Here is a 15,535-nt window from a genome sequence, read left to right as displayed (position 1 = left end):
GGCATGCATCGCGATCTCCCGCAACAACGAGTCCTACCTACGTGACTGGCACTTCCCGCACCTACCGTCTGAACCTGTGGTTGCACCGTTGGTGCAGCCTGTTGGCAACGCTGCCATTCCTCGTGCTGTGCCTGACCGGCACGGTGCTGATCTTCCACGAAGAGATCGACGCAGCGATGGGGGTGATGCCGGCCGCGCCGGGCCTGTCGGCCTCACAGCGGCCCTTGGCCGAATCGGTGGATGCGGTGTTGGCTGCCAGTCCGGATGAGAAAATCATCTACCTCGGCCTTGATGCCGACCACCACCCGGGCTTGCTGCTGCTCAACACCGTGCCGCACGGTGACAGCGGTTTCGAGCGGGCGAAGCTGCAGTTCACCGATCTGGCTACCGCCGAGCGCATCGATGCCAGCGCAGGGGATGGAACAACCTTGACCGGCTTCCTGCTGGAGCTGCACGCACAGTGGTTCCTCGGACCGTTCGGCGAACTGCTCGGCGCCTTCTTCGCGTTGCTGGTGCTGGTGTCGTTGCTGTCCGGGTTGGTGGTGTATTGGCCGCATGCCAAGAAGGTGGCGTTCGGCCTGCTGCGGCGGGGCAAGGGGCCGAGGCTGCGGCAACTGGACCTGCACAACACCATCGGTGCGATCGTGCTGGGCTGGGCCTTTGCCGTCAGCCTGACCGGCTTCCTGCTTGGCTTCGGTACCCTGGCAACCGGGCTGTGGTCGCAACAGCAGCTTGCACGTGTGCAGAGCATGCATACGGGCGCGCCCGTCGATCCCCGCCATCCGCCCATCGATGCCGACCAGGCACTTGCATCGGCGTTGACCGCAGCACCAACAGGCTGGCAGGTCAGCTCGATACTGTGGCCGGCCACGGACTTTTCCACGCCGCGCCATTACACCGTATTGGTGGCCGGCAGCGGCCTGGACGAGCGTCTGGTGCGGGTGGTGCTGGTGGATGCTGCCAATGGCGAGGTAGCGGGGACCGCCGAACTGCCGTGGTACCTCAAGGCCATCACCTTGTCCGAGCCACTGCATTTCGGTGACTACGGTGGCATGCCGCTGAAGATACTGTGGACCGCCTGCACCTGGTTGACCTTGTTCATCACCCTCAACGGTGCATGGCTGTGGTGGGACCGTAGGCGCAAGCGGAAAGTGAAGGCGCGCGGCGATTTGAAGGAGGTGGCGCCATGACCGGCAAGCGCACGATCATCGTGACCACGGTGCTGGCGATCCTGGGCATGGTTGGCCTGATCGGCATGCTGGTGGTTGAAGGAGGCTGGGACCTCTTCTTCTTCCTGCTGTCGATCCTGCCGTTGCTGGTTGGCGCGGTTGCCTTGTGGCGAAGAAGAACCGTCCGTTGAAGCAGCGCCAGACCGGCACCGCGCCGGCAGCCGATCAAAGCGAAGTGCGGATGTGTCGCACCGATACCTGCCATGCACGAGCTATCTTGATGCCGTCTCCAGGCTCAGCAATGCCTTGGACTTCTCATCTCCCTGCGCGGCAGCCTGTTCCAGCAGCGCAAGTGCAGCAGTCCGATCGCCTGCGTGGCCACGCTCCATGCGCATGACCGCTGCATTGTAGGCGGCAATCGCGCTACCGATGCCTGCTGCATGTTCAAAGCCTGCCAGTGCTTCGTCTGGGCAGAGCAGGAAGATGTCCTTGCCCGCAGCGGCCAGCATCTGCAGGTTCGCATCGTTTTCGGGGAGGACGTCCTGCGCCTGTGCAAACCAGCCAGCAGCCAGGGACACCAGCAACGCTTCGTCCTTCGGCAGGTAGTAGGAGCCGCCACCCTCGCGCAGCGTGAACGCCTGGCGGGTGGTGCGGCGCGAGCCGTCGCTGCTCAGCCACAGGAACCCATCCTCACCACTGACGGGAACGCCGCCAAGCGCAGCGGACAGGCGCTGCGCCAGGGAAGGCGCACCAGGCGCGGGCGAAACGCCTGTCCACGAACCGATGAGTTCGACACGCTCCACTTTCCCATTGAGTGACGCCCGGCTTGAGGTTGCAAGTTCCTCAATGGTGAGGATCCGCATATCACCGTCATACACCCGCCACGGACTGGCATGCAGGCCGATGGTGAGGACATCATCGTTGTCGGGTATCGCGCCCATGTACTGATACAGCGCCTTCCCGGCGTAAATGCAGTGCTCCGGGTCCTGCTGCGGTGAACAGGTGGGCACCGTTACCGTACCGGATAGCGGAAGGTGGCTGTTCTCGCAGGCCTGCGCGGCCGGCACAAGCAGGCACAGCAGCAAGGCGGTGACCCTCATGCTGGCGTCCCCAGCGCGAAGTCGACCGCCACATCAACATGGATCGCGGTTGAATCAAAGCCTGGAAGCGGCAGCTTGTCGGTCTCGAGGATCATGCAGATCTCGGTGCAGCCGAAAATCACCGAGTCGGCTCCCGAGGCCTTGGCCGCTTCCACCAGGGAGATCAGGGCTGCCCGCGATGCATCGAGCACCTTGCCAGCGCAGAGTTCGTCGAAAATGATGTTGTGCGTCAGCGTGCGGCCCGCATCGTCAGGAACCATGACGGATATCCCATGGGTCTGCATGCGAGCCTGGTAGAAGCCATGTTCCATCGTATAGCGGGTGGCGAGCAGCAGCGGCTTGCGGCAGCCGGCATCGAGCAGCCTGCGTGCAGTCTCATCGACGATATGCAGGAAGGGAATGCCGATGGCCTGTTGAACGGCCGGGGCGACCAGATGCATGGTCACCGCGCCGATCATGATGCAGTCGGCGCCGGCCGACTCCAGGCGTCGGGCGATGGCTGCCAGATGGTCGCCGGCCTCCTCCCAGCGGCCTGCCTTCTGCAGGTCTACGATCTTCTGGAAATCGACCGAATACAGCAGGATCTGCGCTGAGTGCAGTGATCCCAAGCGGGTGCGGACCGCTTCGTTGATCAAGCGGTAATAGACCGACGATCCTTCAAAACTCATCCCGCCCAGCAAGCCGATCGTGCGCAGTTCCATTGGGTCATGTTTCCATTCGAGTTCAAAAGGGGGCATGCAGGTGCATTCGCGCGCCGCAGTCATCTGGATAGTAGCGTCTTCACAGCGAATGCATGCCGAGGCTGCCGGCTGGCAGGGCTGGGGGCCGACAGGGAGTGCCTTGAATCATTGCGGGACGCACACTGCATCAGCTACTGGTCTCGGCGCCGCCGATTGCGTTGCCTGGTTTGCATTGCACGCCGTTTCGAGAGTGCGGGGCTTGGCATCGCATCCAGCGTAACCAGCACTGTAGGCGGGATGAGGGTGGACAAGCTTCTCCCATGCGCAGAATAATCCTCGCCTGTACCAGGCTGGGACGAACATGATACGGAAGTCGATCATTGCGGGATCGTTGGCGGTTCTTGCGTCATCTGCAACGTGGAATGGCGGCGCACAGGCAGCGGAGCGGGCGTTGAATGCGACGCAGGCAAGCACACAAGGCAGTGCCGAGGCGGCACCGCTGGCGCTCCCTGATCTGCAAGGGGTAATGAAGGCAGTCCTGCGCCAACAGGCGGATGTCGACGCACACCTGGCAAGCAGCCGCATGCCGCTGTATGTATCCATCCGCGACCATGCAGGGAAGGGCATGATCGATCTGTCGCCGGAATCGATCCTGGCGCTCGAACATACCGGTTTCCTGCTCTTGCCAGGCTCTGCCTGGCAGCCTCCATCGGACGACACGCGCGTAGGAACTGCGATGCGGTTGAGCTTGGATACGCCTGCAAAGCGCCCTGATGGCGACTACGACGTAGCCTTTGGATACTGGTGTGGCAAGGCGTGCTCATCGCAGTACGATGCCGTGTTGCGCCACGATGCCTCAGGTTGGCATGTGCTTTCCTCGGCGATGCGCTCGGCACCCTGAGGTGGCTGGGCCACATTGAGGTTCCCGCATTGCGCAGCATGGACATATCCACACGGCCCGCATGGCCAAGGCCGCTGCATTCGCTGCGGCGCCCGGGCCAGCCCAGGAGTTGACCGATCATGAGAATCCGCAGCCTGTGGCTTGTCGGCCTGCTTCTCTTGCCCTTGCCATCTGTCGCGCAGAGTGGATGGGTGGACATGAAGGGAAAGCCGGTTCCCGAGACGGACTCGGCAAAGTCCCGTGAGGGCTTCAGCGCCACCTTGGTGATTACCCCGGACCAGGACTGGCGGCAGAAGTGGGACACGCCACCCGAGACCATTCCGCGCTTTTCCGAAGCGGATGAGGTTGGCGCCGATGGCGAGCTCTTCATCCTCACGTTCCTGTCAAATCCGAAAGTCGACTCCACGTCCGGAATGACCGACGTTGCATGCGATTTCGTCATTCTTCGCCCGGATGGGTCTTATTCGACCAGGGAACGCGACCTGCCGTGCTTCGCAGTGAAGCTGCAGGGTGACCCCAGGAACGTCTATCTGTCGACCGCAGCGTTGAAGTACGTGGCCGAACACACGGACCCGCGTGGCGAGTGGTCCGTTTCAGTGACGGTGAAGGATCGGCTTCGTGGCGTTGAAATACCGTTGACTGCGTCTTTTGTCGTGCGGTGATCACCAGTGTTTCATTTGCGGCTGATGCTGCGTGGAACCCGGGCCAGCCCGGGTACTACGAACGGCTGCCGTTGTTTGCATGCCCGACCTTACCAGGATCGCGCCTTTGCAAAGACGCAAGCCACCCTACAGTGTGCATCGCACAAGGTGCATAGCTTGCCTGAAACCGGGCATCGGCTAGGGTCACACAGATGGAGGCACCAGTCGTGCTGAAGTACGGGCCATCGGAACGAGTCCATGTGGAGAACGAGTGGTACGACGGGCCGCGTGCAGGCGTAGCGGACGTCGATGGCATTCCCCATCGTTTCAAGTCCATTTTCGACGAGGCAGAGGGCAGGTACCTCGAGACGTTCCTGGTGTGGCCGATAGACGAGAAGCTGGTAGCACTCGAGGTTGAGCAGTGGCGCATTTTTGTGGAATGGAATGTGCTCTACGAGGCTGCTGAGGTTGGTGTGGACTCGCATCCAGGGCATGGCGGTCGTAGCAGGAGATGGGACGAGATTGAGGCACTGCTGACGTCAAATCGATCGGAAGTTCCCGCGTTGGCCAGACGGGCCATTGCAAAGCTCAGCTACATCGACGGAACAGCACGATATGAACTGGCCGGGCCGGCGTACATGTTGGCTTGGTGCCTGCTTTGAGGTTTTCCAGCTGTTGGCGATACTCTGGCCAAGGGCTCGAGTAGGGCCCGATAAGTGCTTCCAGTCGAACCCATGATCACTGATCGGTTTGGTTCAGGTGTTCCATATCGGCTACTGGCCGGATCTTTCACGCCGCATCGCCGTTGCGGCGTCCAAGAAGTACGCGTGCTTCCCAGAAACTGACGATCAGTACGACCGCCGTGGTCAGCCAGCCCATCAGCAGCATGTCTGCAACCAGGCCAACCGGGACCAGCGCCAGCAACAGCAGTGCGCCAACCAGGTGAGACATCGGTATGGCGCCATAGACAATTCGCTTGTAGGCGGCACTGCCGAGCAGATAGATCGCGGGCCCGGCCAGCAGGATTGCGATCTGTGCGGTGGCCGGATGGGCATGCGGATGTGCCAGCACCAGATCGTTGCCGACCGCCGAGGCGATGACACCTGCGATGAGAATGGCGTGGACGTAATGGAAGTACGCGCCGATGCGGCCGGGGTCGTCCGAGTGCGAAATCGCGTTGGTCGCATCCTTGCTCGATGTGCCGAAGTACAGCCACCACATGGCCAAGGTGCCGAGGAAGGTGGCCAGCAATGCGAGCACGACCGGGACATCCCATTCGGCGGCGCCGGCAAGCGTGGCGCCGCTGGCAAGCAGGGTTTCGCCAAGCGCCACGATCACGAACAGCTGGCAGCGTTCGGCCAGATGGCCGCCTTCGATGGTCCAATCCCGCGTGTGCGAGCGGCCCATGCCAGGCAAAGCAAAGCCGAACATCGGCGATACGTATTCGCACAGCACGGCGAGCAGCCATAACAGTGCGCGTGCCTCATGCTGCACGATCGCCCCGGACAACCAGAACACTGCCGAGATCAGCAGCCAGCCCAGCATGCGCCGGTAATTGGGCGCCAGCGGATGGCCGGCCGGCAACTGCAATGCAATGAAGGCGGTTCGACCCACCTGCATTGCCACATAGGCGGCGGCGAATACCAGGCCTCTGTCAGCGAACGCCATGGGAATGCTTGCGGCCATCACCAGCCCAAGCAGCATGGTCACGAACACCAAGCCGCGGATGCGCGGCGTCTCCGGGTCGAACCAGTTGGTGACCCAGCAGGTGTACTGCCAGCCCAGCCACACCGCGAACCACAGGATCAGCGTTTCGACCACGCCGGCAACGGTGAGGTTGTGCAGCAGCTCATGGCTGAGCTGCGTCACCGCGAACACATACACCAGGTCGAAGAACAGCTCTTCGTAGGTCACGCGCACGTGGTGCCCGTCGCGACGACGCAGCAGCGGATGGCTGGGGAATTGTGCGCCAGGCACGTCGGTCGTCGCAGGTTTCATGACAGTGAAAGCCGCCATGCCACGACGCAGGCGATGATCGCAGGCACGGCGAAGACCAGCACCAGGATGGGCAACTCTTCGCGGAAGCTGTACCCGGCATGGGCAACGCCCACCCACATGTTGATTGCTGCAACCACCAGCCAGACCGGAATGAACGCCTTGGCTGCCAATGCCATGCCGGCGGTGGTGGCGGCCCACAGCCAACCAAACAGGAGGAACAGGCCAAGAAGAACCAGGCCACCAACGATTACCAGAACGACATGCATGCTCACTTCTCCCTGTAACCGGGTTCAGGCGTGGCCGTGCTTGGCCCCGACTGGCGGTGCGTCTGCGCTGAGGAGAATACGCTCAGGCTTCCTGCGACGTCCTTGCCGCCGTACGGTGGAAATACATCCAGTTCGAGGTCGGGATTCCCGATCAGCAGGGCCTTGGTGTTGCTCAATGCATCGAACCCGGCCTTGCCGTAATACTTGCCCATGCCGCTGTAGCCGACTCCGCCGAAAGGCAGGCTGTCGATCCAGCAGTGCAGGTTGGTCTGGTTCACACAGCCGCCCCCGAACGCGAGGCTGCCAAGTACATGGTCGATGTGAGCCTGGTTCTTGCTGAAGATATAGGCGGCCAGTGGCTTGGGTTTGCGCTTGATGGTGGCGATGACCTGTTTCAGGTCTGTGTAGGGCAGGACCGGCAGGACCGGGCCGAAGACTTCCTGCTGCAGTGCCGGGTCGTCCCAGCTCGACGGGTACAGGATTGTCGGCTCCACATAGCGCTCCGGAATATTGAACCGCCCGCCGTGTACCACCTTGTCGGGCAGGATGTAGGACGCCACCCGTTGCGCTTCGTGTTCGCTGATCATGCGGGCGAAATCGGGGCTTTGTCGCGGATCGTCGCCGTACATCCTGACGGTGGCTGCCTTCAGCTTCTCGATGAACGCATCGGCCACGCTTTCGTGCACATGGACATACCCCGGCGCGATGCACCATTGGCCGGATATCGCGTTGTGTCCCCAGGCGATCCGGTCGGCGGCAATGTCGAGATTGGCGGTCTCGTCGACGATGGTCGGGTTCTGTCCGCCCAGTTCCAGAATCACCGGCGTCAGGTTCTCGGCCGCCGCGCGCATCACGACCTTGCCGACGGTCGAGCTGCCAGTGAAGAAGATGAAGTCGAAGGGAAGTTCGAGCAGGGCCGCGATTTCCTCGCGCCCGCCGGTGACGATGGCGACGTTTTCTGCCTCAAAGTATTGCGGTATCAGTCGCTGGAACAGCGCGGCGGTGGCTGGCGTGGTGTTGGCGGGCTTCAACACGACGGGGTTGCCGGCGGCCAAGGCGGCAATGGCCGGATCGAGCAGCAGCAGGATGGGGGCATTGAATGGGCCGATCACCAGGGTTGGCCCGTAGGGCTCCTTCAGGATCAGGCCGCTGTTTCCGGTTGCTTCCAACCCCGCCGGGATCGCGACCCTGCGTGGCGCCATCAGCTCCGTGAGGTTTTCCCGGTAGTAGTTGATGTTGCCAAGCGGAACGGTGATCTCGAACAGCTGCTCGAACGAGGGCTTGCGAAAGTCCTCGTAGAGCGCGGCGCAGAACGCATCCTGATGGTCGCGCAGCATGCGCTCCATGCGCTCAAGCTGGTCGATGCGCCAGCCGCGTGGCTTGGTCGCGTCGGTAAGGAAATGCTGTTGCTGTGCATCCAGGATTGATTGGAATCTATTGGCCATGAGCGTGTCACTGGTGATCGTGCCGGTACCGGGCCCCGTTCCGGCCCTCCATCCGGCATTACGTCGGTCGCGGAGCGGAAGCGGTGCTGCAGCCCCCCGTGCTTCCGTCTCCGCAACCCCCTTCCTTACCGCGTCGTATAGCCGCCGTTGGCGAAGATCGTCTGCCCGGTGATCCACCAACCGTCCGTCACCAGGAACCTGACGATGGGGGCGATGTCCTCGATATCGGTAAGCCCGGTCTTGCTGTACTTGCTCAGTGCGGCAGCGGACTTGTGATAGGCCACTGCATCGGGCTTCTCCTGGCCGTAGAAGAAGGGGGTATCCATCGGCCCTGGTCCAATGGCATTGACCGAGATTCCCCTGTCGCCGAACTCTTTTGAGGCGGCGCGCGTGTAATGTTCAACCGCCGCCTTGCTGCCGGGATAGATTGCATAGAACGGCGTGTAGGCGGCCAGCAGCGAACTGACGATGGTGACGATGTTGCCGCCATCAGCCAGTACCCGGCCTGCCTGCTGGATGAAGAAGAACGCGGCTTTGGCGTTGGCGTCAAAGCTCTTGTCGTAGTCCGCCTCGGTGATCTCGGCGATAGGCTTCTTGATCACCACGCCTGCGGTGTTGACCGCGATGTCGACCTGGCCAAAATGCGCCTTGGCCTGATCGAACAGCTGCACATTGTTGGCGACGACCGCCAGATCACCCTGGAACAGGATGGCGTCCGCCCCCTTGGCTTTCAGTTCGTCGGCCGTTCTCTCCGCATCCTTTCTCGAGGAGTCGCTGTTGTAGTGGATGGCGATCCCGCGGGCCCCTGCATCGACAAACTGGTGGGCCACCAGGGCGCCGAGGTTCTTGCCGCCGCCTGCGATAACCGCGACTTTGTTTTTCAGGGAATGGTCGGTCATGTGGATGGTCCTCTGATCTGGGAACTGGCTTCGACGTTGGTCGGGGGATTTCACGCGCGGGCTTTTCCTGAAAGACGGGAGATGCGCGTGGACTCGTCAACGGCTATGGCACCGTCGATGAATACCTTTGGCGTTGCTCAATGCCGCACGCATCCGTAGAAGTTGCGCACGACTTTCCTTGGATACATCCAGTCGACTGGCACCGGCGTGGGTCTCGACGGCGCTCAGCCAGGGGCCGGCTGCCGCTCCCAATGCAGCGGTGGCTGCTTCCGTGATGCATCGTTCCCTGAGTGCGGTCAGCACCGGTTGCAGTTCACGCATGGTTCTCACGCGCAACGGCGGACAGTCGCCCTGCGGTGGATCCCAATGCACAGCCTGCTGCAGGTGGGCGGCCACATCCTCGAGCAGTGCGGACGTTGCGGGGTCCAGCCGCCGGGCTTCGCCAAGATGTCGCGTGATCCTGTCGGTGAGGCGGTTCGCTTGGTTGTCGAGGCTTGTTTTTTTGGGCATTGCAGGCGGGGAGTTCGTTCTTCCTTGTGGGGAAGCCAAGGCGCCGGAACAGGCGGAGCGTGGTGGGAGAACGCGCGTTCGGCAATCAGGTCCTGAAAGGCGACGTGACCGGTCATGCTGCTGCAAGCAACCTGGATTGCCGGGATCCAGGCACTGCCTGGCGGTGGTCAGGGACCTCATCATTGCATCACCGGTTTCATGAGGAAGCATGCGTGTTACACGCGCTAAGGGTGGATGTATCCCGCGGCGGGTGATAGGCCAGTGTTGATATGACCAGACGATCCCCGTTCGACTGGGAGCAGCGCAACTTCAATTGCCTCCAGCACCATTACGTCGATCTGCTCGCTATGGCCTACGGTATTGCTCGAACGATTGAAGTAGAGGCTGGCGGCTGATTGCCTGATCTTCTGGAGGACTTCTATTCGGCCGCTTATGTTCAGCGAAATATCGTCCAGAGAATCAATCAGGACTTTCAGTTGATCGATGCTTGCATGCTTCATCAGGTTGACCTGGAGCGCGTATTCGAGGCGGTAGTTGGGGAGGAGATGTCTGGCGTTCGGCCTTGTCGACCCGGAAAGTGAAACCAATATCCATGGCGGTCGCAGGGCATAGGCGCATCCATCCAGGAAGGTTGCTTGGTATCCCCTTGGACTTCCGGTGCCAGCTCGCGGGCTGGCCGGTGGCAAGCTCCAGAACGTTTCAGGAAGCTCCCGGATATCTTTGGCGCGACGGATCTTGAGTTTCCGTTGGGCGCCGCAGGCGTCGTTGGGAGGCCTTGGTTTGTGTGCGTTGCGTGAAGCCGTGTTCAGCTGTGGCAATGCAGTCGTGGAAGCGTCGGTGTCGCCGACAACCTTTGTTCCTCGTATGGGCTACTTCCTCACGGCAGGAAGGAGGTCTTGGACGTAAGCTACAAAAGTGGATCGTGGAATACACGCACCATTTTTCACCGGTCCGGGTGAGAAGCGATGAGGAATGCCGAAAGGGGGCGGAAGCCGGTTGGGGGCTATTCCGCGGGTAAACCAGGTGCGGGGAGATTCTTATCAAACAGCTACTTCTCTTCAGGCCGGTGCAGCGCTGGCTTTCAGATATCCCGGTGCAGGATCCGGTCGACCGGCGCAATGCGCCGTTCCTGCAGGTATTGCTGATCTTCCTTGGGGTTTTCATCCCGCTCAACAAGTCGCTGTATCTCTATGCGGTGCTGAGCGGTCGTTGGTCAGCTGATTTGCCGCCACGCAGCGCCATGCTCGCCGACCTGACGACAGACGTGTTGATGACGTCGGCCGCATGGGCCTGTGTCTGGTTGATCCGAACGGGGCGTTTCCGTCGTGGCATGCACCTGTTCCTCGGTGTGGTGTTGTTGTCGATGGCGGTTATCTACACCGCGACCGGCATGCTCGGTCTGCGCTTCGATCCGATGCCGATGATCCTGCTGGCGCTTGCAGGTCTGGTCCTGGGGCGGCGGACCTTGTGGATCACCTACGCGGCCTGCGTTGCCATCCTGGCGGCGACACTGCTTGCGGACTACCTGCGGGCAATGCTCGGAGGTGGCACGGCGTCAGTCGCCGGGGTCGGCAAGGCGGTGTCGTTGGCCGGGATCTGGTTGATCATTGCGATCGCCCTGGATCGCACCGTGGCTGCATTGCGCAACAGCCTGGAAGAATCCAATGCCCGTGGTCGCGAACTGGAGCTGGCCTATACCCGGCTCCAGGAAGAGGTCGCCGAGCGTGAACGCACACGTGAGCAGCTGATTCATGCGCAGAAGATGGAAGCTGTCGGGCGCCTCGCAAGCGGCGTGGCACATGACTTCAACAACGTGCTCGGGATAGTCCTGGGTCAGGCCGGGCAGCGGGAGCGCCTCGCAGACAAGGGTGCGACCGCACTCTACGGCGCGCTGGAGGACGTCGAGCTCGCTGCCAAGCGAGGCCTGACGATCAGCAGGAAGCTGCTGAATTTCAGCAGGCAGGATGTGGCGCACCCGCAGGTCTTCGATATGCGCGTTTCGCTCGGCGAGCTGTCGCCGATGCTGAAGCAACTCTTTGGCGGTCGCGTGCAGTTGCAGCTCGACTGCGGTGAAGAGGCCTTGCCGGTACGCATGGATGCTGATCGCTTCGGGCTGGTCATCCTCAATATCGCGGCCAACGCGAGGGATGCGATTCCCGGAACGGGTACTTTCGAGGTCAAAGCCGAGCGGGAAGGGGACGCGTGGGTCTCACTCACCCTGCAGGATGACGGCCACGGCATGACAGAGGCCATTCGTGCAAGAGCGTTCGATCCGTTCTTCACCACCAAGCCCGTTGGCCTTGGAACCGGCCTGGGCTTGCCGGTTGTGAAGGACATGGTCCTTGAGGCGGGTGGAAACATTGAGCTTGCTGCCCGGCAACCACAGGGCAGCACGGTGAAGATACTGCTTCCGCTGGTATCTCCGCGCGGATGTCCGATGGGCTCAGGTAGCGAGCAGGTAGCCCTTTCCACGGACAGACAACAAGGGCAACGGTGACGACTCGGGTGCCGCACTGGCGGCTTTGCGGCGGACCCGGTGCACCAGGGCTTCAAGACGGTGCGGGTCGAAGTCCGAGGCATTGTCGGTCAATGCCTCGATCAAGCGCTCCTTCTCGACCGTCTGGCCACGGTTGGCATTGAGCAGGCCCAGGAGTGCCCGTTCCGGAGTTGTGAGGGCGATGATCCGCCCGGACGGGGGCACAAGACACCAGTCATCAGATGCCAAGGCCCAGTGCGCATTGCCGCCCTGGGCATCGGCGTTGTCTCCGTCCTTGAGGGGGCGGTCAAGGCGGCGTGAAAGGCTGTGCAGCGTGGCCGCAATGATGTCGATGTCGACCGGCTTTGACAGATAGGCATCCGCACCGTGGCGCAGCGCCCGGAGGTGGTTGTCCCGGCTCTCCGTACCGGTCAGCATGATCAGGCCAAGCCCGGGTTGTATCTGGCGAAGATGCGCCGCAATGCTCAAGCCATCCTCGCCGGGCAGGGCGATATCCAGGATCACAACGTCGAACTGCTGGGTCAGCAGGCTGCGGTAGAGTCCGGTGGCGTCATTGAAGCCGTCTACCTTGAAACCATAGTCACGCAGGCCGGGAAGCAGGACGCGTTCAAGCAGCACCGTGTCGTCTTCGGTAATGGCCACCTTCAATGGAAGGCCGGGGCTTTTGTCGGCTTGTTGGCTCAAGTTGGTGATGCCTGGATTGTCCTGCCAAGACTACTTGACCGGCGCGGGAATCATCCAGCGTTTCGTGGCCGGGGCAAGCGCGGTGACTGGCCAATGCGGCGTTGTGGACATGGCGTGAAAGTGAGGGCCCATCGGTTCGAGCGCAGCACTTGGCCTGTCGGGGCTGAATCGGTAGCTTGAAGTAGCTAGTGGCCTGTACAGCCACGGCTGACGGCGGGGATCACGTAAGGCGGAGGTGGCCCCGCTCGCCTGGGAACCCGGTCTATTGGCATTTTCCAGAACCGCAAAATATACTATCCCCCAGTACAGGATATTGGCGCCGCCATGCCGCATTCCCCCGAAGAGAAGAAGAAGGTCCTGGCCCGGGTCAAACGCATCCGCGGCCAGTGCGATGCGTTGGAGCGTGCCTTGGAAGCCGGCGCCGACTGCAACCCGGTGCTGCAGCAGATCGCGGCCATCCGCGGTGCAGTCAACGGACTGATGTCCGAGGTGATGGAGGCGCACCTGCGCGAGGAGTTTGGCCAGCCGGCGCGCTCCGACGCGCAGCGCGCTGCACGCGTTGCCGAGATGTCCAGCCTGATCCGTTCCTATCTCAAGTAATTCCGGCGTCGCCTTGCGCCGCCCTCATCATTCCCGCAGGAGAAAGTCATGAAATCACGTGCCGCCGTTGCCTTTGGCCCGGGCCAGCCTTTGCAGATCGTCGAGATCGATGTCGCACCGCCGAAGGCGGGTGAAGTGCTGGTCAAGATCACCCATACCGGCGTCTGTCATACCGATGCTTTCACCCTGTCCGGTGACGACCCGGAAGGCCTGTTCCCGTGCGTGCTGGGCCACGAAGGCGCCGGCATCGTGGTTGAAGTGGGCGAGGGCGTCACCTCGGTGAAGGCCGGCGATCACGTCATTCCGCTGTACACCGCCGAATGCGGCGAGTGCCTGTTCTGCAAGAGCGGCAAGACCAATCTGTGTACCTCCGTGCGCGCCACCCAGGGCAAGGGCGTGATGCCGGACGGCACCAGCCGCTTCTCGTACAACGGCGAGCCGATCTATCACTACATGGGCTGTTCGACCTTCTCCGAGTACACCGTGGTCGCCGAAGTGTCGCTGGCCAAGGTCAACCCGGAAGCCAACCCGGAGCACGTCTGCCTGCTGGGCTGCGGCGTCACCACCGGCATCGGTGCTGTGCACAACACCGCCATGGTCGCCGAAGGTGACAGCGTCGCGGTGTTTGGCCTGGGTGGTATCGGCCTGGCGGTGATCCAGGGCGCGCGCCAGGCCAAGGCCGGCCGCATCATCGCCATCGACACCAACCCCTCCAAGTTCGAGCTGGCCAAGCAGTTTGGTGCCACCGACTGCGTCAACCCGAAGGAGCACGACAAGCCGATCCAGCAGGTCATCGTGGAGATGACGGGTTGGGGCGTGGACCACAGCTTCGAGTGCATCGGCAACACCAATGTGATGCGTGCGGCGCTGGAATGCGCGCACCGTGGTTGGGGCCAGAGCGTGATCATCGGCGTGGCCGGTGCGGGGCAGGAGATTTCCACCCGCCCGTTCCAGCTGGTGACCGGCCGGAAGTGGATGGGCACCGCGTTCGGTGGTGTGAAGGGTCGCAGCCAGCTGCCGGGCATGGTCGAAGATGCGATGAAGGGCGACATCGAGCTCGCGCCGTTCGTGACCCATACGATGGAACTGGACAAGATCAACGAAGCCTTCGACCTGATGCACGAAGGCAAGTCGATCCGCTCGGTCATCCATTACTGAGGCTGGTTTGTGGGAGCGGCGTAAGCCGCGAAGCCAACACTCCATCAGTCGCACACAACCAGCAACTCAACACCAGGAATTCAAAAACCATGCAACGACTCGAACACCGCGCCTGCTTCGGCGGCTGGCAGGACGTTTACCGGCACGAATCCAAGGTGTTGGGGTGCGAGATGACGGTAGGCGTCTACCTGCCGCCGCAGGCCGAGCACGGCCCCTGCCCGGTGCTGTATTGGCTGAGCGGCCTGACCTGCACCGAGCAGAACTTCATCACCAAGTCCGGCGCACAGCGCTATGCGGCCGAGCACGGCATCATCCTGGTGTCGCCGGATACCAGCCCACGTGGTGATGCGGTGGCCGATGCCGAGGGCTATGACCTGGGCAAGGGTGCGGGTTTCTACCTCAACGCGATCCGTGAGCCGTGGTCGCGGCACTACCGCATGTACGACTACATCGTCGATGAGCTGCCGGCCTGGGTGGAAGCCGATCCAGCCGCCAGTGACGTGCGCGCGATCAGCGGGCATTCGATGGGCGGCCACGGTGCCCTGACCATCGCCCTGAAGAATCCCGGGCGCTATCGCAGCGTGTCGGCGTTCTCGCCGATCGTGGCACCGTCGCAGGTGCCATGGGGACAGAAGGCATTCGCTGCCTATCTGGGTGAAGACCGCGAAGTGTGGAAGGCGTATGACGCCAGCGAGCTGGTCGCGCATGCGCAGGAGAAGCTGCCGTTGTTGGTTGATCAGGGCGGCGCCGATGAATTCCTGGAGAATCAACTGCGCCCGCAGTTGTTGCAGGCCGCCTGCGAGGCTGCCGGGCATCCGTTGCAGCTGCGCATGCAGCCGGGTTATGACCATAGCTACTACTTCATCAGCAGCTTCATCGGCGAGCACATCGCGCACCACGCCAAGGCGATGGGCTGAGCGTTGTTTTGTAGAGCCGAGCCATGCTCGGCTGGGGCTCTACCGGTAACGCCCCCGCCGAGCATGGCTC

General features: G+C 62.2%; 18 protein-coding genes. 9 read left to right on the top strand and 9 right to left on the bottom strand.

Going from position 1 to position 15,535, the window contains the following annotated elements; all coding sequences use genetic code 11:
• Positions 1 to 41 precede the first annotated feature (41 nt).
• Together QMX78_RS09415 and QMX78_RS09410 are read left to right on the top strand one after the other, a co-directional pair.
• Positions 42 to 1,190, top strand: a complete 1,149-nt coding sequence (locus QMX78_RS09415) for a PepSY-associated TM helix domain-containing protein (RefSeq protein WP_282268752.1) — start codon at positions 42 to 44, stop codon at positions 1,188 to 1,190.
• The gene (locus QMX78_RS09410; RefSeq protein ID WP_282268750.1) at positions 1,187 to 1,360 is read left to right on the top strand and encodes a hypothetical protein; all 174 of its coding nucleotides are present in this window, start codon (positions 1,187 to 1,189) and stop codon (positions 1,358 to 1,360) included. Before QMX78_RS09415 ends, QMX78_RS09410 begins: the two co-directional genes overlap by 4 nt.
• A gap of 81 nt (positions 1,361 to 1,441) precedes the next feature.
• Here the strand turns inward: QMX78_RS09410 and QMX78_RS09405 are convergent, their stop codons facing one another.
• Positions 1,442 to 2,269, bottom strand: a complete 828-nt coding sequence (locus QMX78_RS09405; protein ID WP_282268749.1) for a hypothetical protein — start codon at positions 2,267 to 2,269, stop codon at positions 1,442 to 1,444.
• Complete coding sequence (locus tag QMX78_RS09400) at positions 2,266 to 3,033, bottom strand: aspartate/glutamate racemase family protein (RefSeq protein WP_282268748.1); 768 nt, start codon at positions 3,031 to 3,033, stop codon at positions 2,266 to 2,268. The genes QMX78_RS09405 and QMX78_RS09400 overlap by 4 nt, the downstream gene beginning before the upstream one ends.
• Positions 3,034 to 3,400: 367 nt before the next feature.
• On the opposite strand from QMX78_RS09400, the gene QMX78_RS09395 reads away from it, so the two are divergent.
• From QMX78_RS09395 to QMX78_RS09385, 3 genes are all read left to right on the top strand, one after another.
• On the top strand, positions 3,401 to 3,850 hold the full coding sequence (locus QMX78_RS09395; protein ID WP_282268747.1) for a hypothetical protein: 450 nt from the start codon (positions 3,401 to 3,403) through the stop codon (positions 3,848 to 3,850).
• A gap of 119 nt (positions 3,851 to 3,969) precedes the next feature.
• Complete coding sequence (locus QMX78_RS09390) at positions 3,970 to 4,512, top strand: hypothetical protein (RefSeq protein WP_282268746.1); 543 nt, start codon at positions 3,970 to 3,972, stop codon at positions 4,510 to 4,512.
• A gap of 191 nt (positions 4,513 to 4,703) precedes the next feature.
• Positions 4,704 to 5,153 carry a hypothetical protein gene (locus tag QMX78_RS09385; RefSeq protein WP_282268744.1) on the top strand — a complete coding sequence of 150 codons (450 nt, stop codon included), beginning with the start codon at positions 4,704 to 4,706 and terminating at the stop codon, positions 5,151 to 5,153.
• Between the two features lie 127 nt (positions 5,154 to 5,280).
• On the opposite strand, the gene QMX78_RS09380 is transcribed toward QMX78_RS09385, so the two are convergent.
• The 6 genes from QMX78_RS09380 to QMX78_RS09355 all read right to left on the bottom strand — a co-directional run bounded on the left by QMX78_RS09380 (position 5,281) and on the right by QMX78_RS09355 (position 10,427).
• Complete coding sequence (locus tag QMX78_RS09380; RefSeq protein WP_282268742.1) at positions 5,281 to 6,489, bottom strand: low temperature requirement protein A; 1,209 nt, start codon at positions 6,487 to 6,489, stop codon at positions 5,281 to 5,283.
• The gene (locus tag QMX78_RS09375; protein ID WP_282268735.1) at positions 6,486 to 6,755 is read right to left on the bottom strand and encodes a hypothetical protein; all 270 of its coding nucleotides are present in this window, start codon (positions 6,753 to 6,755) and stop codon (positions 6,486 to 6,488) included. The genes QMX78_RS09380 and QMX78_RS09375 overlap by 4 nt, the downstream gene beginning before the upstream one ends.
• Before the next feature lie 2 nt (positions 6,756 to 6,757).
• Positions 6,758 to 8,377 carry an aldehyde dehydrogenase family protein gene (locus QMX78_RS09370; protein ID WP_282268731.1) on the bottom strand — a complete coding sequence of 540 codons (1,620 nt, stop codon included), beginning with the start codon at positions 8,375 to 8,377 and terminating at the stop codon, positions 6,758 to 6,760.
• Entirely contained in the window at positions 8,326 to 9,099 is a 774-nt protein-coding gene (locus QMX78_RS09365) for an SDR family oxidoreductase (protein ID WP_282268729.1), read from the bottom strand. The genes QMX78_RS09370 and QMX78_RS09365 overlap by 52 nt, the downstream gene beginning before the upstream one ends.
• Positions 9,100 to 9,195: 96 nt before the next feature.
• Positions 9,196 to 9,609, bottom strand: a complete 414-nt coding sequence (locus tag QMX78_RS09360) for a hypothetical protein (protein ID WP_282268727.1) — start codon at positions 9,607 to 9,609, stop codon at positions 9,196 to 9,198.
• Positions 9,610 to 9,833: 224 nt separating this feature from the next.
• Positions 9,834 to 10,427, bottom strand: coding sequence for a hypothetical protein (locus QMX78_RS09355; protein ID WP_282268725.1), 594 nt, complete (start codon positions 10,425 to 10,427; stop codon positions 9,834 to 9,836).
• A gap of 275 nt (positions 10,428 to 10,702) precedes the next feature.
• Between QMX78_RS09355 and QMX78_RS09350 the strand changes: the two genes are divergently transcribed.
• A complete protein-coding gene (locus QMX78_RS09350) occupies positions 10,703 to 12,106 on the top strand; it encodes an ATP-binding protein (protein WP_282268723.1) in 1,404 nt (467 codons plus the stop codon).
• Here QMX78_RS09350 and QMX78_RS09345 read toward each other — a convergent pair.
• On the bottom strand, positions 12,053 to 12,790 hold the full coding sequence (locus QMX78_RS09345; protein WP_282268721.1) for a response regulator transcription factor: 738 nt from the start codon (positions 12,788 to 12,790) through the stop codon (positions 12,053 to 12,055). The genes QMX78_RS09350 and QMX78_RS09345 overlap by 54 nt on opposite strands.
• Positions 12,791 to 13,114: 324 nt before the next feature.
• Here QMX78_RS09345 and QMX78_RS09340 point away from each other — a divergent pair, with 324 nt between their 5' ends.
• The 3 genes from QMX78_RS09340 to fghA all read left to right on the top strand — a co-directional run bounded on the left by QMX78_RS09340 (position 13,115) and on the right by fghA (position 15,465).
• Positions 13,115 to 13,390 carry a metal/formaldehyde-sensitive transcriptional repressor gene (locus tag QMX78_RS09340; RefSeq protein WP_282268719.1) on the top strand — a complete coding sequence of 92 codons (276 nt, stop codon included), beginning with the start codon at positions 13,115 to 13,117 and terminating at the stop codon, positions 13,388 to 13,390.
• Between the two features lie 48 nt (positions 13,391 to 13,438).
• Positions 13,439 to 14,548 (top strand): S-(hydroxymethyl)glutathione dehydrogenase/class III alcohol dehydrogenase, encoded by a 1,110-nt coding sequence (locus tag QMX78_RS09335; protein WP_282268716.1) that lies wholly within the window; start codon positions 13,439 to 13,441, stop codon positions 14,546 to 14,548.
• Between the two features lie 89 nt (positions 14,549 to 14,637).
• Positions 14,638 to 15,465 carry an S-formylglutathione hydrolase gene (gene fghA, locus QMX78_RS09330; RefSeq protein ID WP_282268714.1) on the top strand — a complete coding sequence of 276 codons (828 nt, stop codon included), beginning with the start codon at positions 14,638 to 14,640 and terminating at the stop codon, positions 15,463 to 15,465.
• Positions 15,466 to 15,535: the final 70 nt, after the last annotated feature.

This window comes from Stenotrophomonas sp. PS02298 (assembly GCF_029959445.1).
Classification (GTDB): Bacteria; Pseudomonadota; Gammaproteobacteria; order Xanthomonadales; family Xanthomonadaceae; genus Stenotrophomonas.
Note: the sequence above shows the minus strand (reverse complement) of the source record. Positions and strands in the feature narration are given on the sequence as shown.